The following is a 19,533-nucleotide window of genomic DNA, read 5'->3' on the forward strand; positions in this document are numbered from 1 at the left end:
CGATGAGCGTCTACGACGAGCGCCCGTGGCTCGGGCTCTACGCCGGCGAGCCCGCCGACCTCGAGCCCGAGCACACCGACGGCCTGGCCATGTTCCGCGCCGGTCTCGCCGCCGACCCGACCGGTGACGCCGTGCGGTACTTCGACGGCGTGCTGACCCGCGAGGAGCTCGACGCCCAGAGCGACGCGCTCGCCGTGGCGCTGCTCGACAGCGGCTTCGAGCGCGGCGACCGGCTCGCGGTCTACCTGCAGAACGTGCCGCAGTTCGTGGTGTGCCTGCTGGCGACCTGGAAGGCCGGCGGGGTCATGGTGTCGATCAACCCGATGAGCCGGGCCCGGGAGCTGACCTACCTGCTCCAGGACTCCGGGGCGCGGGTGCTCGTCGCGCTCGAGACGCTCTACGACGAGGTGGCGCGCGACGTCGTGCCGGGATCCTCGGTCGAGCTGGTGCTCACCACCAGCGAGCTCGACTACCAGACCCGTCACGACCCGCGGCTCTTCGCCGGTGTCACCCGGCAGCGCCACGCCGGCACCGACGACCTCGTGGAGTTCCTCGAGGCCCGCCGGGGCCAGCGGCCCCCGCCGGTGGAGCTGGCGCCCGACGACGTGGCCTTCCTGACCTACACCTCGGGCACGACCGGGGTGCCGAAGGGGGCGATGAACACCCACCGCAACGTCGTCTTCACCGCGCGCGTCTACCGCGACCGGGCGCGCTTCGCCCGCGGCGGCTCGGTCTTCGGCATCGCCCCGCTCTTCCACATCACCGGGCTGATCGGCCACATCGCGATCAGCTTCGCCGCGCCCCTGCCGCTGGTGCTGGCCTACCGCTTCGAGCCGCAGGTCGTGCTCGACGCGCTGCTGGAGCACCGGCCGACGTACACGATCGGGGCGATCACGGCCTTCAACGCGCTCTTCAACTCCCCGGACTTCACCGAGGACCACTTCGCCTCCTTCACCTCGGTCTACTCCGGCGGCGCGGCCATCTCGCCGACCGCGGAGCGGGCCTTCAAGGCCCGCACCGGGCTGCAGGTGCACAACGCCTACGGCCTCACCGAGACCACCAGCCCGATGACGCTCACGCCCTTCGGCGCCCCCTCGCCGGTCGACCCGACCTCCGGGGCGCTCTCGGTCGGCGTGCCCGTGCCGAGCACGGTCGTGCGGATCGTGGGGGAGGACGGCGCGGACCTCCCGCTGGGCGAGGTCGGCGAGATCGTGGCCGACGGCCCCCAGGTCGTGGCCGGCTACTGGGGCAAGCCCGAGGAGACGGCAGCCAACCTGCCCGGCGGGGCGCTGAGATCCGGCGACGTGGGGTTCATGGACCCCGAGGGCTGGATCTTCATCGTCGACCGCAAGAAGGACATGATCAACGCCTCCGGCTACAAGGTCTGGCCGCGCGAGGTCGAGGACGTCCTCGCCGAGCACGACGCCGTGCGCGAGGCCGCCGTCGTCGGGGTGCCCGACGAGGTGCGGGGCGAGACCGTCAAGGCCTTCGTCAGCCTCAAGGCCGGCGCGAGCGCCACCCCCGAGGAGCTCATCGCGCACTGCAAGGAGCGCATGGCGGCCTACAAGTACCCCCGCCAGGTCGTCGTCATCGACGAGCTGCCCAAGACCGTCACCGGCAAGATCCTGCGCCGCGAGCTGCGGGGCTAGCCGGCGTCGGCCGGCCCCGCCGCCGGCCCCGCAGCCGGCTCAGACCCGGGTGGAGCCCGGCGGCAGGACGGGCTCGCGGCCCAGCTCGGCCTTGGCGATCGAGCGCAGGTGGACCTCGTCGGGACCGTCGAAGAGACGCATGGCGCGGTGCCAGCCGTACATCGCGGCCAGCGGCGTGACGTCGGTGACGCCGGCCCCGCCGTGCACCTGGATGGCCCGGTCGATGACGGCGGTGGCGGCGCGGGGCACCGCGACCTTGGCCATCGCGACCAGGGACGCGGCCGCCTTGTTGCCCTCGGTGTCGATGACGTGGCAGGCGCGGTGGCACAGCAGGCGGGCCTGGTCGATCTCCAGGCGCGACTCGGCGATCTGCTGACGCACGACCCCCTGGTCGGCCAGCGGTGAGCCGAAGGCCACGCGCTGCTGGGCGCGGGCGACGAGCAGCGCCAGGGCGCGCTCGGCGGCCCCGAGGGCGCGCATGCAGTGGTGGATCCGGCCGGGGCCGAGCCGGGCCTGGGCGGCGGCGAAGCCGCCTCCTTCCTCTCCCACGACATTGGCGACCGGCACCCGGACGTCCTCGAAGGTGACGACGGCGTGGCCGTGCTGGTCGTGGTGGCCGAAGACGGGCAGGTCGCGCACCACGGTGACGCCGGCGGTCTCGCGCGGCACGACCACCATGGTCTGCTGGCGGTGCCGGACGGCCTCGGGGTCGGTCTTGCCCATGACCACGAAGAGCGCGCAGCGGGGGTCCATGGCCCCCGAGGTCCACCACTTGCGGCCGTTGACGACGTACTCGTCGCCGTCGCGCTCGATGCGGGTGGCGATGTTGATGGCGTCGCTGCTGGCGACGTCGGGCTCGGTCATCGCGAAGGCCGAGCGGATCTCGCCGTCGAGCAGCGGGCGCAGCCAGCGCTCCTTCTGGGCCTCGGTGCCGAGCAGGTGCAGCAGCTCCATGTTGCCGGTGTCGGGCGCCTGGCAGTTGATGGCCTCGGGGCCGAGGTCGTTGCTCCAGCCGGACAGCTCCGCGATGGGGGCGTACTCCAGCTGGGTGAGCCCGGACTCGTGGGGGAGGAAGAGGTTCCACAGCCCCTGCTCGCGGGCGGTGCGCTTGAGGTCCTCGATGACCGCCGGCACGCGGTGGTCGTCGGGGCCGCCGGCGAAGGCCTGCTCGGCGTAGGTGGTCTCGGCGGGCAGCACGTGGTCGTGCATGAACGCGACCATCCGGTCGTGCAGCTCGACGGCGCGGGCCGAGGGGGCGGGCAGGACGAGGTCGGGGTGATCGGACACGAGGCTCCTGAACGTGGGCCGAGCGATCGCTCGGGGCTGCTTCACCATGCCACCCGCCCCGGGGCGGCGCAAGGCCCGATGTGACGGGCGGGGGCGCCGTCTGTCAGGCTTGATGAGAACGATAATCATTGCGCCTCGTGGCGCCGAGGGGCCGGGGGGCGCCGTGCTGGAGCTGGAGGGACTCGACGTGCGCGTCGGGACGCGCACGCTGGTGTCGGGCGTCGACCTCGCCGTGGCGGCCGGCGAGCGCGTCGCGCTGGTCGGCCCGTCGGGCTCGGGCAAGAGCCTCACCGCCGCCGCGGTGCTCGGCACGCTCGGACCCGCGTACGCCGCCTCGGGGCGGCTGCTGCTCGAGGGCCGCCCGGTCGACCTGCGCCGCCGCCTCGGCCGCACCCGCCGCGAGCGCGCCGGCCTGGCCGCGGTGCACCAGGCCTCGGCGACCGCGCTGAACCCGTTGGTGCGCGTCGGGGCGCAGCTCGTCGAGGCCGCCCGGGCCCGCCGTGGCCTGACCCGCGCCGCCGCCCGCGACCTCGTGCTCGACCTGCTGGGCCAGGCCGACCTGGCCGACCCCGCGGCGCTGCTCGGGCGCCACCCCGCCGCGCTCTCCGGCGGGCAGCTCCAGCGGGTCTGCACCGTGCTCGCGCTGGTCTGCGCCCCCCGGCTGCTGGTGGCCGACGAGCCCACCACCGCCCTCGACGCGGTGGCCCGGGCCTGCGTCGTCGACCTGCTCGAGCGCCACTGCGAGGGCAGCGGCGCCGCCCTGCTGCTGGTCACCCACGACCGCGAGGTCGCCGCGCGGCTCTGCTCGCGCACGGTGGCCCTGGCCGAGGGGCGCGTGGCGTGAGCGGCCTGGAGCTGCGCGGGGTCACCCACCACCACCCGGGCCACCACCGCCGTGCGAGCGCGCCGGCGCTCGACGACGTCACCCTCCGGCTCGCTCCGGGGGAGCGGGTGGGCCTGGTCGGCCGCTCGGGGGCGGGCAAGACCACGCTGCTCCAGGTCGCGCTGGCGCTGCTGGCCCCCGGGCGCGGCGAGGTCTCCCTCGACGGGCGCGCCGTGCGACCGGGGTCGGTGCGCTCGCTGCGGTGGTACCGCCGCGCGGTGCAGTACGTGCCCCAGCACCCGGCCGCCTCCCTCGACCCCCGCCACCGCGTGGAGCGCCTGGTCGCCGAGCCGGCGCGCCGCCTGGGCGTGCCCGGCGACCCGGTGGGCACCGCCCGGGCCGCCCTGGCCCGCGTCGGCCTCGACGAGGACCTCTGGCGCCGACGCCCCGGTGAGCTCAGTGGCGGCCAGGCCCAGCGGGTCGCCGTGGCCCGCGCCCTGGCCTGCGGGGCACGCCTGCTGCTGGCCGACGAGCCGGTCAGCGGCCTCGACCACGACCTGCGCGATCACGTGCTCGACGTGGTCGCCGGGCTCGACGGGATCGGGCTGCTGCTGGTCTGCCACGACCTCGAGGCCGTCGAGCGGACCTGCGAGCGCGTCGTCGTGCTCGACGCCGGCCGCGTCGTCGAGGAGGGCCCCACCACGCGCCTCCTCGCCCACCCCACCCACCCCGCCACCCGCGCCCTCGTCGGCGCCCGTGACCTGTCCTCACCCACCACCCGAGAAGCCACCCGAGAAGCCACCCGAGAAGAGAGCACCGCATGATCCGCACGCCCCGTCCTTCCCACCTGGCCGCCGCAGCGGTGCTGCTGGCCTCCGTCACCGCCTGCGGCGGAGCCCCGGGCGCCCAGGACGCCGGGGGCGGCGGGGGCGCCGACGACCGGATCCGCCTGGCCATGCTGCAGCCGCCGCGCTCGGGGCTGAGCCCGCTGTCCGACGACGCCTTCAAGCTCTCGCGCTGGAGCACCGCCGAGACGCTGGTGACCCTCGACGACGAGGGCGGCGCCCTCCCGGGCCTGGCCACCTCCTGGGAGCAGGCCGACGACCTCACCTGGCGCTTCGCGGTGCGCGACGGCGTCACCTTCCACGACGGCACGGAGCTGACCGCCGAGCAGGCGGCCGCCTCGCTCACCGCCGCGGCCGAGGCCAGCCCGCCGCCGCGGATCCTCGACGGGGTCACCCTCACCGCCGAGGCCGACGGCGACACCCTGGTGGTGACCACCGGCGAGCCCGACCCGCTGGTGCCGCAGCGGCTGTCGAGCCCGCAGCTGGCGGTGCTGGCGGCCTCGGCGTACGCCCCGGACGGGACGGTGTCGCCCGTGGGCACCGGCACCGGGCCCTACGAGCTGACCGAGGTGGCCGGCACGGCGGGCGCGACGCTGGAGCGCTTCGAGGACTACTGGGGCGAGCCGGCGCAGGCCGCGGGCCTCGACGTCTCCTACGTGCCCGACGGCACCGCGCGCGCCGCGGCGCTGCGCACCGGGGAGGCCGACGTGGTGGAGGCCGTGCCGGTGGGCCAGCTGCCGCAGATCGACCCCGCGCTCATCCACGAGGTGCCGATGCCGCGCACCAACACGCTCTACCTCAACACCTCCGAGGGCCCCTTCGCCGACCCGGCCGTGCGGGCCGCGGCGCGCGCGGCGATCGACCGGGCCCGGCTCGTCGCCGACGTCTACGAGGGCCGCGCCGACGAGGCCGAGGGCCTGCTCGGCCCCGCGATCCCGTGGGCCGCCGACCTGCGCGACGACGCCTACGCCGCGCTGCTGGGCGAGCGGCCCGAGCCGGCGCCGGTCGACGGGGTGGAGATCAGCCTCGGCACCTTCACCGACCGCGCCGAGCTGCCCGAGGTGGCCGTGCTGCTCGAGCAGGAGCTGGAGGCGGCGGGCTTCGAGGTCGAGCAGGACGTGCGGGAGTACCAGTTCATCGAGGCCGACGCCCTCGACGGCGCCTTCGACGCCTTCATCCTCTCCCGCGCCACCGTGCTCGACTCGGGCGACCCGGTGGCCTACCTCTACAGCGACTTCGCCTGCGAGGGCTCCTTCAACATCGCCCAGCTCTGCGACGAGGACGTCGACGCCGCCCTCGAGGAGGCCGCGGCGCTGCCGGTCGGCCCCGCGCGGCAGGCCGCCACGATGGCCGTCGAGGCCCTGGTGCTCAGTGCCGACGCCGTCGTGCCGCTGCTGCACGAGCGGGTGGTCCAGGGCGAGTCGGAGCGCGTCGAGGACGCCCTGCGCGACCCCCGCGAGCGCGCCCTGGTGGACGCCTCGACCTCCGTCGGATGACGCGTGCGGCGGCCCTGGTCACCGCCTCGCGCCTGGGCGCCGGGCTGGGCGTGCTCGTGCTCGTCGGGCTGCTGCCGTGGCTCTCGGGGCGCTCGGCGGAGTACACCGTCCTGCGCGCCCGGTACGCCGAGCTCGAGGCGACGCCCGCGGCGCTGGCCGCGGTGCGCGCCGAGCTCGGCCTCGACCGTGGACCGCTCGCGGTGCTGGGCGACTGGGTGGCGGGCCTGGCGCGCGGCGACCTCGGCACGTCGTGGATCTCCGGGCGCCCGGTCGGCCCCGGGCTGCTGTCGGCGGCCGGCGTCTCGCTGACGCTCATGCTCGCCGCGCTCGTGGTGGCGCTGGTCGTCGCGGCCGTCGTGGCGGTGCCCGCGCTGGTCGGCGGGCTGCGCGGCGACCGCGGGGCGGGCCCCGGCGTCGGCGCAGTGGCGCTCACCGCGCTCCCGGAGTTCGTGCTCAGCGCCGTGCTGCTGCTGGTGGGCGCGGTGTGGCTGGGCTGGCTGCCGCCCTACGGCTGGCAGGGCCCCGAGCACCTCGTGCTGCCGGCGCTCGCGCTGGGGCTGCCCGGCGGGGGACTGGTCGGCCGCCTGCTGGCCGACGCGGTGGGCGCGGTGGTGGGGGAGCCGTGGGTGCACACCTGGCTGCTGGTCGGGCGCTCCCGGGCCCGGCTGGCCCTCGCCGTGCTGCGCCGTGCCCTGCCGTCGGTCGTGGGCCAGGCCGGCCTCGTCGTGGTCGGGCTGCTCGGCGGCGCGGTCGCGGTGGAGGAGGTCTTCGCCGTGCCGGGGCTGGGCCGGGCGGTGCTGGGCGCGGCCAGCGCGCAGGACGTGCCGGCGCTCCAGGCCGGCGTGCTGCTGCTGGTGGTCGTGGCCGTCGCGGTCGGCCTCGTCGTGGCGCTGCTGCGGCGCGCGCTGCTCGGACCGGCCCTGCGGCTGGCCAGCGTGCCGAGCGCCGCGCCCGCCCCGCGGGCCGGCCGGCGCGCCCTCGGCGTACCGCTCCTGGCCGGGGGGCTGCTGCTGGCGATGGTGCTCGCCGGGCTGCCGGGCGATCCCTACGCCTCGTCCCACGAGCGTCTCGAGGCGCCGCGGCCGGGGCTGTGGCTCGGCGCCGACGCCAGCGGACGCGACCTGCTCGCCCGCCTGGCCCACGGGGCGCTCACCACGGTCGGCACCGCCCTCGCCGTGGTGGCGGTGTGCCTCGTGGTGGGCCTCGTCGTCGGGCTGGCGCCCCGACTCTCGGCCGGCCCGGTCGAGGTCGCCAACGCCGCCCCGCCCGTCGTGGCCGGGCTGCTCGTGGCCGCCCTCGCCGGGCCGTCGACGCTCGGCGCGGCGGTCGCGGTGGCGGCCGTGGGCTGGGCGCCCCTGGCCGCGCACACCTCGGCCCTCGTGGCCGAGGCCCGCGGCCGACCGCACGTCGCCGTGCTCCCCGTGCTGGGCGTCGGGCCCCTGCGACGCACCTGGTGCCACCTGCTGCCGGGGGCCGTCGGCCCCGTCGTGCGGCACGCCGCGCTGCGCGTGCCGGGGGTGACCCTGGCGCTGGCCTCGCTCGGCTTCCTCGGCCTCGGCCCGGGCCAGCCCTCGCCGGAGTGGGGCCTGCTGCTCGCCGAGGGCGCCGGCTACGCCGAACGGGCCTGGTGGGTCGTCGCCGCGCCCACCCTGGCCCTCGTGCTCGTCGCCGTGCTCGCGGTGTCCGTGGCCTCCGCGAGCCGGGGCCTCACTCGTCGCTGACGTACTTGGTGGACTCCGTCAGACCGTCGTAGGTGACCTTCGCGAGGGTCGGGATCCCGCTGCTGAGGCCGCCGCCCCCGGGTGACACCGAGCTCACCAGTCGGTCCATGTCGAACCCGGGCTCGACGACCGACAGCTGACCCCACCGCCCCAGCACCTCCGACACCTTGGCGCCGCCGTCGCCCATCGAGGCGATGAGGTCGTTCATGCGGGTGCCGAGCTGGCTGACGGTCGACACCAGGTCGTCGAGGAAGCGCCGGACCTTCGCGACCCACTCCACGACCGTGGAGGCCAGCTCCTGCAGGCCCTTGGGGAGGTACGGGGTGGTGAACTTCCAGATCGCCCCGAGGATCCAGCTGACCACCTCGACGATGGCGTCGCGCACGAGGGCGCGCACGCCGGCGACGATGCCGCCGGCGAGCTCGGTGGCGCCGCCCACCCCGCGGATCGCGGTGGCGAAGGCCTTGAGGATGTCCTCGAGCGCGTCCGCGGCGGTGGTGTAGGCGTCGACGGCGAGGCCCTCCCACCGACCGGCGTCGCGACGGACGGTGGCGAGGAAGTCGTCGGCGTTGCTGTCGAGGTGGTCGGCGACGTTCATCCACGTGGTGGCGAAGGAGCGGATCTCGTCGGGGTTGCCGGCGAGCTGGTCCAGCCACTCGGGGAAGGGGGCGACGTGCTCCATGATGAAGCCGCCGATCATGCCGACGACGGCGCCGAAGGGGTCGGTCATGTCGGCGAGCGTCTCGAGGCCGCCGAAGACGCCGTTGACCGCGCCCTCGACCCAGTCGCCCTCCGAGAGCGCCACCCCGCTGGCCGCCAGGCTCTCCACCGGCCCGGCGCCGGTGTACCACGCCGTCGAGTCGACCTCGGGGGCCACGAGCGGATCGGTCATCACTGCCCCTTGAAGACGTTGAAGAGGTCGTTCACGACGTCGTCGGTCCAGCCGAAGATGTCGGCCAGGCCGCGGACGGCGTCGGCGGTGCCGGACACGCCGGCGACCGCCGCCTTGGCCGAGTCGACGCCCACCGACTGCACCGGCTCCAGCGCCTCGCCGATGAAGGCGCAGAGCAGGCCGAACGCGTCGCCGTGGATGGAGACGGCGCGGCCGGCGTCGACCCCCTCGGTGGCGGTCTCCGCGATGACGTCGAGGTGCGAGGCGTGGGCCCGCATCTCACCCAGGGTGACGTCGATGCTCATCGCAGCACCCCACTGCCCGCCGAGCCCCGCGGCCCGTCCTCCGGCGGGGTCGCGGCCTGGTCGAGCATCGAGCCGAAGTGCCGGTCCATCTCCGCGGCCGACTCGCTGCGCTCACCCAGCCAACGACCGGAGACCTCGCGCACCTGCTGCTGGGCCTGCGAGCAGGCCTCGGCGTTGGCCTGCAGGATGGCGGTGCGGATCTCCTCGGCGGGGCGCTGCGCGAGCTTCGCGGTGACGTGCAGGTCGACCAGCACGCCCGAGGCGCTGACGGTGACCTCGGCCCCGCCGTCGCGGGAGTGGCCCACCGACCTCACCTCGGCCAGCTCGCCGTTCATCCGCTGGGCCCGTCGCAAGTTGTCCTCTGCCTGGGCGGCGGCGCGCTCGATGCGGGCTCTCGCCTCGGATTCTCCGGTCAGCATGGCGGGTTCCTCTCGTCCGGCGTGGGGGTGGCGTCGACGCCACCGTGCCCCCGGGCGCGCACCGCGAAACACCGCTGCCGAGCAGCGGCTAGGGTCGGGGAGCAGTCACGACCCGACCCTGCCGCCCCTCCCCGCCGTCGCGGGCGGTCACCCCCTCGGAGGCACCATGAGCGACCAGACGATGCGGCCCTCGATCCTGTGGCGGCTGCTGATGACCGCCGTCGCCGCGCTCGTCGTCGCGGGCTTCGGGTGGAACCTGCTGCGCGTGGTGCGGGGCACCATGGACTGGACCGCGCTGACCGTGGTGGTCGTGCCCCTGCTCGGACTCCTCTCGCTCGCGCTCCTGCTGGGCATCGGGATCGTGTGGACCTCGCGGGTCTGGATCGACCAGGCCACCGGGACCTTCCACCAACGGGCGCTGTGGCAGCGGCGCGAGGCCCCGCTCGCTCCGCCGACGACGGTGCGGATCCACCGCTTCGTGTCGTCGTCGGCGCCGGGCAACACCGGGCGCTGGTTCCTCGACGTACGGCGGCCGGGCCAGGCCGACATCGGCGTCTCCACCCCGTTCGTGCCCCGCATGGACGTGCTGGCCGCCCAGCTGCAGCCCGCCCTGGCCGCGCACCCGGAGCTCGCCGCCGACGACGAGACCCGCCTGTGCATCGAGCGACCCGAGGTGATCTACGCCCCCGGTGTGCGCTGATGGTCCCGCGCTGGACCGCTGCGCGTCGCCCGCCGTTCACGGCCGCCTCCCCGACCGGCCACCGGCGTCGTCCTACGGTGCGCCCATGACCTCTCGGAAGACCTCCCCCCGCACCCTGCTGCCCGTCGCCGGACTCACCGCCCTGGCCCTCCTGGTCGGGCCCGGCCTCCTCGCCCCCGCCGAGGCCCGCCCCGCCGGCGGCGCCGGCGCGCTCGAGCAGGAGCGCGCCGCCCGGTCCGCTGCCGCCGAGCGGCCCGTCACCCAGCTGCGCACCCCGGTCGTCGTCGGCCACCGCGGCGCCTCGGGCTACCGCCCCGAGCACACGCTGGCCTCCTACCGCCTGGCCATCCAGCTCGGCGCCGACTACATCGAGCCCGACCTGGTCCCGACCAAGGACGGCGTGCTCGTGGCCCGCCACGAGAACGAGATCAGCGGCACCACCGACGTCGCCGAGCACCCCGAGTTCGCGGACCGCCGCACCACCAAGACCATCGACGGCCGCGAGGTCAGCGGGTGGTTCACCGAGGACTTCACGCTGCGCGAGCTGCGCACGCTGCGTGCCGTGGAGCGGCTGCCGCAGGTGCGCCCCGACAACACCCGCTACGACGGCCGCTTCCGGGTGCCGACCTTCACCGAGGTGCTGCGCCTGGCTCGCACGGCCTCCCGGGAGACCGGCCGCAGGATCGGCGTCGCGCCGGAGACCAAGCACCCCACCTACTTCGACTCCATCGGGCTGTCCCTGGAGGAGCCGATGCTGCGTGAGCTGAAGCGCTTCGGCCTGGACGAGAAGCGCAGCAAGGTGCTCATCCAGTCCTTCGAGACCACCAACCTCAAGCAGATCGACCGCCTCACCGAGGCGCCCGTCGAGCAGCTGGTCGACGCCACCGGCGCGCCCTACGACCTCGTCGCGGCCGGCAAGGACACGACGTACGCCGACCTCGTGACGCCGGCGGGGCTCGCGAAGGTGGCGCGCTACGCCGACTGGCTGGGCCCCAACAAGGACGTCGTGCTGCCGCGCGACGCCTCCGGGGCGCTGACCGGGCCCAGCGACGTCGTCGACGACGCCCACGCGGCGGGCCTGCGGGTCGTGGTGTTCACCGTGCGCGACGAGAACCAGTTCATGGCCACCGACTTCCGCACCGGCACCGACCCGGACGCCAAGGGCGACGTCTTCGCCGAGGTGCAGGCCTTCCTCGACGCCGGGGTCGACGGCGTCTTCGCCGACCACCCCGACTCCGCGGTCTACGCGCGCGACACCTGGGTCGCCGGGCGGTAGCCGGCGGCCGGGACCGGGGCGGGCCCCGCGCGTGCCTCGCCCGCGTGGGGGCTGCCCATCGGCGCGGGGGATCGGCACACTGAGCGCCATGCCGTCCCCCCTGCAGACCCCCCTGCGCCTGCTCGTCCTGCTCGTCTGCGCCGCCCTCGCGGGCGCGGCCCTGGCGGCCGTGCCGGCCACCGCGGCCCGGGCGCCGGGGCTGACCCTCGAGGCGCCCGCGCGCTACGCCGACACCGCCACGCCGCTCACGGCGACGCTGCGCGACGACGCCGGCGCCCCGGTCGCCGGGGCGGAGGTCGTCGTCGAGCGGCGCCGGGGAGGGAAGTGGGCCGAGGTCGCCCGCGCCCTGAGCAACGAGGCCGGCGCGGTGGTCGTCGACGTCGTGCTCGCCCGCGCGCCGAAGGACAACGTCGTCCGCGCGGTCTTCGCCGGCGACGCGACCCACCCGGCGGCCGAGGCCACCACGGTGCTGCCGCTGCGCAAGCGCGGCTCCGACCTGCGCCTGGGTGGACCCGGGAGGGTCGTCGACGAGCGGTCGGTGGACCTCGCGGTGCGGTGGACGACCGGCAGCGGCACGCCGGTGGCGGGGCGCGTCACGGTGCAGAGCAAGCCGCGAGGCGCGAAGGCGTGGAGCGACCCGGTCCGGGTGCGCACCGACGACCAGGGCCGCGCCTCGCTGACGGTGCGCCCCCGCGTCGACACCGTCTACCGCGCCCTCGCCCCCGCCAAGGCCTGGCTCGAGCGCTCGGTCAGCGGCACGCACCTGGTCGACAACCGCCCGCCGGGCACCCCGGTCGCGCTGCCCGCCGGCGCCCCGCGGCCCCGCATCTCCCTGCCCCGCCAGCCCCGCGCCACCGGCGAGGGCGCCCGCCCGGTCGTCACCGCCGTCCCCGACGGGGTCTGGAAGCAGATGACCGGCCGCAGCTGGCACGCCGGCTGCCCCGTGGGCCGCTCCGGCCTGCGGCTGCTGCGCATCAACTACTGGGGCTTCGACGGCTACCGGTACCGCGGTGAGCTGGTGGCCGCCACCGGCGCCGTCGGCCAGATGGCGGGCGCGCTGGGCCAGATGTACCGCGAGCAGCTGCCGATCCGCGCGATGTACCGCGTGGACCGCTTCGGCTGGTCGAAGCGCCTCGGTGGCGCCGACGACTACGCCTCGATGGCCGCCGACAACACCTCGGCCTTCAACTGCCGCGACGTCGTCGGGCGCCCGGGCGTGCGCTCCCCGCACTCCTACGGCCGCTCCCTCGACGTCAACCCGTGGGAGAACCCCTACCGCTCCCAGCAGGGCACGGTGCCCAACACCTGGTGGCCCTCCCGCTCGCACCCGAGGGTGGCGTGGCGCTCCTCGGCCCACGCCGTGGTCAGCGCCATGCGGGCCCACGGCCTGCGCTGGACCTACGGCGTGCAGGACGCCCACCACTTCGACGCCAGCGCGGGCGCCGGCCGTGTCGTGCTCGACCCGCGCTGCGCCGGGGTCGTGTGCGAGTGAGCGGGGCCGGCTGCGTCTTCTGCGCGATCGTGGCGGGGGAGACCCCGGCCGACCTCGTGCTGGAGACCGACGACCTCGTCGCCTTCCTCGACCAGCGACCGGTCTTCCGCGGCCACGTGCTGCTGGTGCCGCGCACCCACGTCGTGACCCTGCCCGACCTGCCCGGCGAGCTGCGCGACCCGTTCCTGGCCGCGGCCCAGCGGCTCTGCACCGCGGTGGTCGAGGCGCTGGGCGCGCAGGGCAGCTGGGTCTCGGTCAACAACACCGTCAGCCAGTCGGTGCCCCACCTGCACCTGCACGTCGTGCCGCGCACCAAGGGCGACGGCCTGCGGGGCTTCTTCTGGCCGCGGCAGCGCTACGACGACGGCGAGCGTGCGTCGTACGCCGCGCGGCTGCGGTCGGCGCTGGACTGACGTCACCGCCCCCGGGCCGGTGACCTAGGGTGACCGGCGTCTCGACGTACACCACCGGCCGCGCCCGCGGCCACTGAGGAGGACAGCAGCATGGGTCGTTTCGACGGACGCGTGGCCGTGATCACCGGAGCCGCTCGCGGCATCGGGCTCGGCACCGCCCAGCGCTTCGCTCAGGAGGGGGCCGCGGTCGCGATCGTGGACCTCGACGAGTCCGCCGCCGCGGAGTCGGCGGCCACCCTGGGCACCCAGGCGGTCGGCATCGGCTGCGACGTCAGCGACAAGGCCTCGGTCGAGGCGGCCGTGGCCCGCGTGGTCGAGGAGCTCGGCGGCCTGCACATCCTGGTCAACAACGCCGGCGTGACCCGCGACAACCTGCTGTTCAAGATGACCGAGCTCGACTGGGACCTCGTCATGGGCGTGCACCTCAAGGGTGCCTTCCTGATGAGCCAGGCCGCGCAGAAGCACTTCGTGGAGCAGCGCTACGGCAAGATCGTCAACACCTCCAGCACCTCGGCGCTGGGCAACCGCGGCCAGGCCAACTACTCCGCGGCCAAGATGGGCCTGCAGGGCTTCACCAAGACCCTCGCCCTCGAGCTGGGCGCCTTCGGCGTCAACGTCAACGCGGTCGCGCCGGGCTTCATCGCCACCGACATGACCGACCAGACCGCGGCGCGGCTGAAGATGGACGTCGAGGAGTTCCGCCGCCTCAGCGGCGAGGCCAACCCCGTGAAGCGCGTCGGCCACCCCGAGGACATCGCCGCCGCGGTGACCTTCCTGGCCAGCGACGAGGCCTCCTACATCACCGGCCAGACCCTCTACGTCGACGGTGGGGCCACCATCTCCCGCGGCTGACCCCGCACCGCTCAGCCGACCGCCGTCGGTGCTGCGGCCCGCGCGCCTCCGTCCACGGAGCGCGTCCGGGTCGCACACTGGGGGCGGTCGCTGGTTTTGTCGATCGACTCAGTAGCCTTTCCGTTCCTTCCGTCCTCCCGACCTCCCACCGATCGGAGCCCGACGTGCTCATCCGTCCCGTCCCGACCCGCCGCCGCGCCGCGCGCGCCACCGCCCTGCTCGCCGCCGCCACCCTGGTGCTCGCCGGGTGCGGCGGGGGCGAGGAGTCCTCCGACGGCTCCGGGGGCGGCGGGGGCGGCGCCGAGGCCCAGGACGTCGCCGCGGGGGAGCGGCTCGAGGCGACCTGGCCGCTGACCGGCCTGCCGGTGGGCAAGGGGGAGTCGGCGGCCCAGCGCCACCCCGTCATGGTGCTGAAGATGGACAACACCTCCTCCGCGGCCCCGCAGCTGGGCCTGGGCGAGGCCGACCTGGTGGTCGAGGAGCTGGTGGAGGGCGGGATGACCCGCCTGGCTGCCTTCTTCTACTCCGAGATCCCCGGCACGGTGGGTCCGGTGCGCTCGATGCGGGCCAGCGACATCGGGATCGTGGCCCCCGCCGACGCCGCCGTGGTGACCAGCGGTGCCGCCGCGGTCACCATCGGGCGGATCAAGCAGGCCGGGATCACCTTCTTCGCCGAGGGCTCCAAGGGGTTCTTCCGCGACTCCTCGCGCAGCGCGCCCTACAACCTCTTCACCGACCTCGCGGCGACCACGACGCTGACCGACGGCGCCGCGGAGCGGCCCAGCGACTACCTGCCCTGGGGCGAGGAGTCCGACCTGCCCGCGGGCCAGCCGGCGCGGTCGCTGGCCGCGAGCTTCTCCGGCAGCCACACCACGAGCTGGACCTACGCCGACGGCGGCTACACCAACACCGACACCTTCGCCGCGCAGGGCGACGAGTTCCCCGCCGACACCGTGCTCGTGCTGCGCGTGCCGGTCGGCGACGCGGGCTACCTCGACCCGGCAGGCAACCCCGTGCCCGAGACGACCCTCGAGGGCAAGGGCGAGGCGATGCTCTTCCACGGCGGCACGCTGGTGCGGGGCACCTGGGCGAAGCCGGGACTCGACCAGCCCCTCGAGCTGTCGACGAGGGCGGGCGCGCTGAGCGTGCCGGCCGGACGCACCTGGATCGAGCTGGTGCCCACCGACGGCGGCTCGGTCACCTTCGCCAAGTAGCCCGGCCCGGGACCGCCGGCCCGGTCGGGGTCAGTCGGTGGTGGCGATCGGCCCCAGCGGGCCGGTCGGCAGCATCACGCCGGCGTCGGCGAGGGCCTGGAAGCCGGCGATCATGAAGCCGATCGCGGCCTCGACCCGGGCGGCGGCCGCGATCGGGTCGTCGGAGCCGGCCACGGACTCCCCGGCCGAGGCCATGGCGCCGAAGAAGATGCGGGAGAAGGTCTGCAGCATCTCGTCCTCGAGCTCCCACGGCCCGGCGCCCAGGACCGAGCGCATGATCTCCAGGACGTTGGCGTAGGTGGAGCGCTCCTCCTGCTCGCGGTAGCGCTCGTAGCCCAGCACGGCCGGGCCCTCCTGCACGACGATGCGGCGGTAGCCCGGCTCCTGGACCACCTCGAGGAACGTGCGCAGCCCGGCACGCGCCTTCTCCCAGGGGTCCTTCTTGCCCCGCAGCACCTTCTGGATCGCACGCGCCGCGTCGGACTCCACCCGCTCGAAGACGGCCTCGAAGAGGGCCTGCTTGCCGCTGAAGTGGTGGTAGAGGGCGCCCTTGGTGACGTCGGCCCCGGCCACGATCGAGTCCAGCGAGGTGGAGGCGTAGCCGTGCTCGGTGAACATCTGCTCGGCCACGTCGACGAGGGCCCGCTTGGTTGACGCGGAGTACTGCTGGCGACGGCTGACGCCCGGCACCGCGGGCACCTTGGGGACCAGCTTGGAGACCGAGGACTTCGCCATGGGCCCACCCTATGTGGCCGCCGCCACGGGCCGGCCGCGCCGGGTGGGCGGGATCACGCCGGATCGGGGTCAGGTCACCCCTGTGGTGCTTGGATACCGCCGGTATGCCGCCCTACCATCGGTACGTACTCACGGTACGTGAACCGTGAACGACCGAGGAGTGACCATGACCTGGAACAGCCACCGCAACCGCGGGGAGATCCTCCGCGCCGTGATCGCCGCCGCCGACGCCCGTGTCGACGGCCTGCTCCCGCTCGACGTCGAGGGCGCCACGAGCGCCTTCCACGACGAGCTCGACCTGCTCGGCGCCCTCCAGCTGCGCTGGCACACCCGCCTGTCGGGCCGCATCGAGCGCGAGCTGGTGCACCAGCCGATGGCGCTCGAGGACGCCGTCGTCGCCGCCTGGCGCGGCACGGCCGACGAGATGCCCGGGGTGCGCGCCGTGCTCGACCACTACCGCGCCGAGCCCCGCGACGACGTGATGGCCGCCGCGCTGCGCAAGGCGTCGGCCAAGGAGCACCACCTGCTGGCCGTGATGGCCGGGCAGGCCGGCACCCACGCCACCGCCGCCGCGGCCCGCGCCGGGGCCCGCATCGAGGCGCGTGCGCGCGCCGGCTGGCAGCCGGGCGCGAGCCTCGAGCCCCCGGTGGCCCACCGGTCCGCCAGCCTGCTCGGGCGCCTGCGCGCCGCCCTCGCGGCCTGATCGCACCCACCGCCCCGGTGCCATGATGGCTCCATGAGCGAGGTCGGTGCGGGCATGCTGCTGGTGGCGGGGCCGGGCCTGCTCGACCCCCACTTCGCCGACACCGTCGTGCTGCTGCTCGACGCCGACGCCGAGGGCGCGGTCGGCGTCGTGCTCAACCGGCCCACCCCGGTGGGCGTCGAGCAGGTGCTCGAGGGCTGGGACCGCCTGGTCGTCGAGCCGGACGTGCTCTTCCAGGGCGGTCCGGTCTCCGCCGACGGGGCGATCGCGCTCGCGCTGCTGGGGCCGGGGGAGCCGCCCGCGGGCTTCCGCCCGGTCGTGGACCGGCTCGGGCTGGTCGACCTCGGCACGCCCGTGGAGCAGGTGGCCGACGCGCTGCTCGGCGTACGGGTCTTCGCGGGGTACGCCGGATGGGGCGCCGGACAGCTCGAGGGCGAGATCGCCGGGGGCGACTGGCTGGTGGTGCCCGGCACCGCCGACGACGTCTTCCGCGACGACGTCACCGACCTGCGCCGCGACGTCGTGCGGCGCCAGCCGGGGGAGCTGGCCTGGCACGCCACCCGGCCCGCCGACCCCGAGCTCAACTGAGGTCCGCCTCGCCTACACTGGGCGGGTGAGCTTCGGATTCGGAACCGGCACCGCGGTCGACGAGAAGGTCCGCGAGGACCAGCGCACCGTCCCGACCGACGACGGTGACCACGAGCGCTTCTCCCACTACGTCGAGAAGGACAAGCTGACCGAGGCGATGGTCATGGGCACCCCGGTCGTCGCCCTGTGCGGCAAGGTCTGGGTGCCGAGCCGCGCGCCGGAGAAGTACCCCGTGTGCCCCGAGTGCAAGGACGCCTGGGAGAACATGAAGGACGACGCGGGCGACGACGCGTGACGGGCGGCTCCGAGCCCGCACCCCACCTCGTCCCCGCGCTCAGCCCGGCCTTCCCGCAGCGCGCCGCCTGGGGCACGGCCCCGTCGCTGCGCGCCTGGCAGCAGGCGGCGATGGAGAAGTACTTCGACGGGCCCTCCCGCGACTTCCTCGCCGTGGCGACGCCCGGCGCGGGCAAGACGACCTTCGCGCTGTCGGTGGCCGCCGAGCTGCTGGGGCGCCGGATGATCGACCGCATCACCGTGGTCGCCCCCACCGAGCACCTCAAGCTCCAGTGGGCCGAGGCGGCCGCGCGGGCCGGCATCCCGCTCGACCCGGCCTACTCGGCCGGCAAGGGCCGCACGTCGGAGGACTACGTCGGCATCGCGGTCACCTACGCCGGCGTCGCGGTCAACCCGCTGGCCATGCGGATCCGCACCGAGCGCTTCAAGACGCTGGTGATCCTCGACGAGGTGCACCACGCCGGTGACGCGTTGTCGTGGGGCGAGGGCGTGCGCGAGGCCTTCGAGCCCGCCGCGCGCAGGCTGGCCCTCACCGGCACGCCCTTCCGCTCCGACGTCAACCCGATCCCGTTCGTCACCTACGCGCCGGGCGGCGACGGCATCCCGCGGTCGGTGGCCGACTACACCTACGGCTACGCCCACGCCCTGGCCGACCACGTCGTGCGCCCGGTGCTCTTCCTGGCCTACTCCGGGGAGATGACCTGGCGCACCCGCGCCGGCGACGAGGTGGCCGCCCGCCTCGGCGAGCCACTGACCAAGGACCTCACCAACCAGGCCCTGCGCACCGCGCTGGACCCCAGCGGCTCCTGGATCCCCTCGGTGCTGGCCGCCGCCGACAGCCGGCTGACCGAGGTGCGCCGGCACGTGCCCGACGCCGGCGGCCTGGTCATCGCCACCGACCAGGACTCCGCGCGCTCCTACGCCAAGACCCTGCGCCAGATCACCGGGCAGTCGGCCACCGTGGTGCTCTCCGACGAGAAGGCGGCCTCGAAGAAGATCACCGCCTTCGCCGAGGACGACTCGCGGTGGATGGTCGCGGTGCGCATGGTCTCCGAGGGCGTCGACGTGCCGCGCCTGGCCGTCGGGGTCTACGCCACGACCACCTCCACGCCGCTGTTCTTCGCCCAGGCCGTGGGCCGCTTCGTGCGTGCGCGCGCCCGAGGCGAGGTGGCGTCGGTCTTCGTGCCGTCGGTGCCGCGCCTGCTCGGCTTCGCCTCGGAGATGGAGGTCGAGCGCGACCACGTGCTCGGGCGCACGGTCAGCGACGAGGACGACATCTTCGCCGCCGAGAACGACCTGCTCGCCGAGGCGCAGCAGGGGGAGTCGGCCTCCGCGGAGGAGGACAAGCTGCCCTTCGAGGCGCTCGGCTCCGAGGCGCGCTTCGACCGGGTGCTCTACGACGGCGGCGAGTTCGGCCACGAGGGCGAGGTGCACGTCGGCTCGGAGGAGGAGATGGACTTCCTCGGCATCCCCGGCCTGCTCGAGCCCTCCCAGATGCGCGAGCTGCTCCAGCAGCGCCAGAGCGACCGGGCGCGCAAGCAGAAGGCGGCGGCGCCCCCGAGCGCGGCGCAGGCGCGTCCGGCCGACTCGGTGACCCAGGTCAGCACCCACGAGCAGCTGGCGGTGCTGCGGCGCGAGCTCAACGGGCTCGTGGCCGCGTGGCACCACCGCACCGGCCAGGCCCACGGGATCACCCACGCCGCGCTGCGCAAGGAGTGCGGCGGCCCGGCGGCGGCCATCGCCAACGCCGAGCAGCTGCGGGCCCGCATCGACCGCATCCGCGACTGGGCGGCGCGCAAGTCGGGCTGAGACCGACCCCGGGCGGGGAC

The 19,533-nt window shown here is 75.2% G+C and carries 20 protein-coding genes; 15 read left to right on the plus strand and 5 right to left on the minus strand.

Annotated elements, in window-relative coordinates; genetic code table 11:
• Nucleotides 1-2 precede the first annotated feature (2 nt).
• Nucleotides 3-1,649 (plus strand): AMP-binding protein, encoded by a 1,647-nt coding sequence (locus ASF47_RS08550; protein ID WP_056863626.1) that lies wholly within the window; start codon nucleotides 3-5, stop codon nucleotides 1,647-1,649.
• A gap of 39 nt (nucleotides 1,650-1,688) precedes the next feature.
• Here ASF47_RS08550 and ASF47_RS08555 read toward each other — a convergent pair whose 3' ends face one another.
• Nucleotides 1,689-2,936 carry an acyl-CoA dehydrogenase family protein gene (locus tag ASF47_RS08555; protein WP_056863627.1) on the minus strand — a complete coding sequence of 416 codons (1,248 nt, stop codon included), beginning with the start codon at nucleotides 2,934-2,936 and terminating at the stop codon, nucleotides 1,689-1,691.
• Between the two features lie 163 nt (nucleotides 2,937-3,099).
• Between ASF47_RS08555 and ASF47_RS08560 the strand changes: the two genes are divergently transcribed.
• Genes ASF47_RS08560 through ASF47_RS08575 form a run of 4 tightly spaced genes read left to right on the plus strand, consistent with a single transcriptional unit; the run spans nucleotide 3,100 to nucleotide 7,821 of the window.
• Complete coding sequence (locus ASF47_RS08560) at nucleotides 3,100-3,780, plus strand: ATP-binding cassette domain-containing protein (protein ID WP_056863628.1); 681 nt, start codon at nucleotides 3,100-3,102, stop codon at nucleotides 3,778-3,780.
• A complete protein-coding gene (locus ASF47_RS08565; RefSeq protein ID WP_082500169.1) occupies nucleotides 3,777-4,583 on the plus strand; it encodes an ABC transporter ATP-binding protein in 807 nt (268 codons plus the stop codon). The genes ASF47_RS08560 and ASF47_RS08565 overlap by 4 nt, the downstream gene beginning before the upstream one ends.
• A complete protein-coding gene (locus ASF47_RS08570) occupies nucleotides 4,580-6,100 on the plus strand; it encodes an ABC transporter substrate-binding protein (protein WP_056863629.1) in 1,521 nt (506 codons plus the stop codon). Before ASF47_RS08565 ends, ASF47_RS08570 begins: the two co-directional genes overlap by 4 nt.
• The gene (locus ASF47_RS08575; RefSeq protein WP_056863630.1) at nucleotides 6,097-7,821 is read left to right on the plus strand and encodes an ABC transporter permease subunit; all 1,725 of its coding nucleotides are present in this window, start codon (nucleotides 6,097-6,099) and stop codon (nucleotides 7,819-7,821) included. Before ASF47_RS08570 ends, ASF47_RS08575 begins: the two co-directional genes overlap by 4 nt.
• Here ASF47_RS08575 and ASF47_RS08580 read toward each other — a convergent pair.
• The 3 genes from ASF47_RS08580 to ASF47_RS08590 are packed head-to-tail and all read right to left on the minus strand — an operon-like array spanning nucleotide 7,808 to nucleotide 9,437.
• Nucleotides 7,808-8,713: a WXG100 family type VII secretion target gene (locus ASF47_RS08580; RefSeq protein ID WP_056863631.1), complete on the minus strand. Its 906-nt coding sequence runs from the start codon at nucleotides 8,711-8,713 to the stop codon at nucleotides 7,808-7,810. The two genes, ASF47_RS08575 and ASF47_RS08580, sit on opposite strands and share 14 nt — an antisense overlap.
• Nucleotides 8,713-9,018 carry a type VII secretion target gene (locus ASF47_RS08585; RefSeq protein WP_056863632.1) on the minus strand — a complete coding sequence of 102 codons (306 nt, stop codon included), beginning with the start codon at nucleotides 9,016-9,018 and terminating at the stop codon, nucleotides 8,713-8,715. The genes ASF47_RS08580 and ASF47_RS08585 overlap by 1 nt, the downstream gene beginning before the upstream one ends.
• A complete protein-coding gene (locus ASF47_RS08590; RefSeq protein WP_082500170.1) occupies nucleotides 9,015-9,437 on the minus strand; it encodes a YbaB/EbfC family nucleoid-associated protein in 423 nt (140 codons plus the stop codon). The genes ASF47_RS08585 and ASF47_RS08590 overlap by 4 nt, the downstream gene beginning before the upstream one ends.
• A 166-nt stretch (nucleotides 9,438-9,603) precedes the next feature.
• Here ASF47_RS08590 and ASF47_RS08595 point away from each other — a divergent pair, with 166 nt between their 5' ends.
• From ASF47_RS08595 to ASF47_RS08620, 6 genes are all read left to right on the plus strand, one after another.
• Complete coding sequence (locus tag ASF47_RS08595; protein ID WP_056863634.1) at nucleotides 9,604-10,137, plus strand: hypothetical protein; 534 nt, start codon at nucleotides 9,604-9,606, stop codon at nucleotides 10,135-10,137.
• 85 nt (nucleotides 10,138-10,222) lie between these two features.
• A complete protein-coding gene (locus ASF47_RS08600) occupies nucleotides 10,223-11,413 on the plus strand; it encodes a glycerophosphodiester phosphodiesterase (protein WP_056863635.1) in 1,191 nt (396 codons plus the stop codon).
• Nucleotides 11,414-11,501: 88 nt separating this feature from the next.
• Nucleotides 11,502-12,905, plus strand: a complete 1,404-nt coding sequence (locus ASF47_RS08605; protein WP_056863636.1) for a M15 family metallopeptidase — start codon at nucleotides 11,502-11,504, stop codon at nucleotides 12,903-12,905.
• Nucleotides 12,902-13,318, plus strand: a complete 417-nt coding sequence (locus ASF47_RS08610) for an HIT family protein (protein ID WP_056863637.1) — start codon at nucleotides 12,902-12,904, stop codon at nucleotides 13,316-13,318. Before ASF47_RS08605 ends, ASF47_RS08610 begins: the two co-directional genes overlap by 4 nt.
• Before the next feature lie 90 nt (nucleotides 13,319-13,408).
• The gene (locus ASF47_RS08615) at nucleotides 13,409-14,170 is read left to right on the plus strand and encodes an SDR family NAD(P)-dependent oxidoreductase (RefSeq protein ID WP_056863638.1); all 762 of its coding nucleotides are present in this window, start codon (nucleotides 13,409-13,411) and stop codon (nucleotides 14,168-14,170) included.
• 164 nt (nucleotides 14,171-14,334) lie between these two features.
• On the plus strand, nucleotides 14,335-15,384 hold the full coding sequence (locus ASF47_RS08620; protein ID WP_056863639.1) for a DUF3048 domain-containing protein: 1,050 nt from the start codon (nucleotides 14,335-14,337) through the stop codon (nucleotides 15,382-15,384).
• A gap of 30 nt (nucleotides 15,385-15,414) precedes the next feature.
• Here the strand turns inward: ASF47_RS08620 and ASF47_RS08625 are convergent, their stop codons facing one another.
• Nucleotides 15,415-16,119: a TetR/AcrR family transcriptional regulator gene (locus tag ASF47_RS08625; protein WP_056863640.1), complete on the minus strand. Its 705-nt coding sequence runs from the start codon at nucleotides 16,117-16,119 to the stop codon at nucleotides 15,415-15,417.
• A 166-nt stretch (nucleotides 16,120-16,285) separates the two neighbouring features.
• Here ASF47_RS08625 and ASF47_RS08630 point away from each other — a divergent pair, with 166 nt between their 5' ends.
• The 4 genes from ASF47_RS08630 (at nucleotide 16,286) to ASF47_RS08645 (ending at nucleotide 19,513) form a co-directional block, all read left to right on the plus strand.
• Nucleotides 16,286-16,822, plus strand: a complete 537-nt coding sequence (locus ASF47_RS08630; protein WP_056863641.1) for a hypothetical protein — start codon at nucleotides 16,286-16,288, stop codon at nucleotides 16,820-16,822.
• Between the two features lie 33 nt (nucleotides 16,823-16,855).
• Nucleotides 16,856-17,410 carry a YqgE/AlgH family protein gene (locus tag ASF47_RS08635; RefSeq protein ID WP_056863642.1) on the plus strand — a complete coding sequence of 185 codons (555 nt, stop codon included), beginning with the start codon at nucleotides 16,856-16,858 and terminating at the stop codon, nucleotides 17,408-17,410.
• Nucleotides 17,411-17,435: 25 nt separating this feature from the next.
• Nucleotides 17,436-17,705 (plus strand): DUF3039 domain-containing protein, encoded by a 270-nt coding sequence (locus ASF47_RS08640; protein WP_056863643.1) that lies wholly within the window; start codon nucleotides 17,436-17,438, stop codon nucleotides 17,703-17,705.
• A gap of 110 nt (nucleotides 17,706-17,815) precedes the next feature.
• The gene (locus ASF47_RS08645; protein WP_235558752.1) at nucleotides 17,816-19,513 is read left to right on the plus strand and encodes a DEAD/DEAH box helicase; all 1,698 of its coding nucleotides are present in this window, start codon (nucleotides 17,816-17,818) and stop codon (nucleotides 19,511-19,513) included.
• Nucleotides 19,514-19,533 lie beyond the last annotated feature (20 nt).

Origin of the sequence: Nocardioides sp. Leaf285, from assembly GCF_001422955.1 — a bacterium.
In the GTDB taxonomy this organism is placed as follows: Bacteria; Actinomycetota; Actinomycetes; order Propionibacteriales; family Nocardioidaceae; genus Nocardioides; species Nocardioides kribbensis.

Bases quoted from the DNA above. Each gene is read 5' to 3' on its own strand.
- ASF47_RS08645 (WP_235558752.1), top strand. From the start codon at position 17,816: ATGGAGAAGTACTTCGACGGGCCCTCCCGCGACTTCCTCGCCGTGGCG.
- ASF47_RS08550 (WP_056863626.1), top strand. From the start codon at position 3: ATGAGCGTCTACGACGAGCGCCCGTGGCTCGGGCTCTACGCCGGCGAG.
- ASF47_RS08580 (WP_056863631.1), bottom strand. From the start codon at position 8,713: ATGACCGATCCGCTCGTGGCCCCCGAGGTCGACTCGACGGCGTGGTAC.
- ASF47_RS08590 (WP_082500170.1), bottom strand. From the start codon at position 9,437: ATGCTGACCGGAGAATCCGAGGCGAGAGCCCGCATCGAGCGCGCCGCC.
- ASF47_RS08575 (WP_056863630.1), top strand. From the start codon at position 6,097: ATGACGCGTGCGGCGGCCCTGGTCACCGCCTCGCGCCTGGGCGCCGGG.
- ASF47_RS08630 (WP_056863641.1), top strand. From the start codon at position 16,286: ATGACCTGGAACAGCCACCGCAACCGCGGGGAGATCCTCCGCGCCGTG.
- ASF47_RS08615 (WP_056863638.1), top strand. From the start codon at position 13,409: ATGGGTCGTTTCGACGGACGCGTGGCCGTGATCACCGGAGCCGCTCGC.
- ASF47_RS08600 (WP_056863635.1), top strand. From the start codon at position 10,223: ATGACCTCTCGGAAGACCTCCCCCCGCACCCTGCTGCCCGTCGCCGGA.
- ASF47_RS08635 (WP_056863642.1), top strand. From the start codon at position 16,856: ATGAGCGAGGTCGGTGCGGGCATGCTGCTGGTGGCGGGGCCGGGCCTG.
- ASF47_RS08595 (WP_056863634.1), top strand. From the start codon at position 9,604: ATGAGCGACCAGACGATGCGGCCCTCGATCCTGTGGCGGCTGCTGATG.
- ASF47_RS08625 (WP_056863640.1), bottom strand. From the start codon at position 16,119: ATGGCGAAGTCCTCGGTCTCCAAGCTGGTCCCCAAGGTGCCCGCGGTG.
- ASF47_RS08585 (WP_056863632.1), bottom strand. From the start codon at position 9,018: ATGAGCATCGACGTCACCCTGGGTGAGATGCGGGCCCACGCCTCGCAC.
- ASF47_RS08570 (WP_056863629.1), top strand. From the start codon at position 4,580: ATGATCCGCACGCCCCGTCCTTCCCACCTGGCCGCCGCAGCGGTGCTG.
- ASF47_RS08605 (WP_056863636.1), top strand. From the start codon at position 11,502: ATGCCGTCCCCCCTGCAGACCCCCCTGCGCCTGCTCGTCCTGCTCGTC.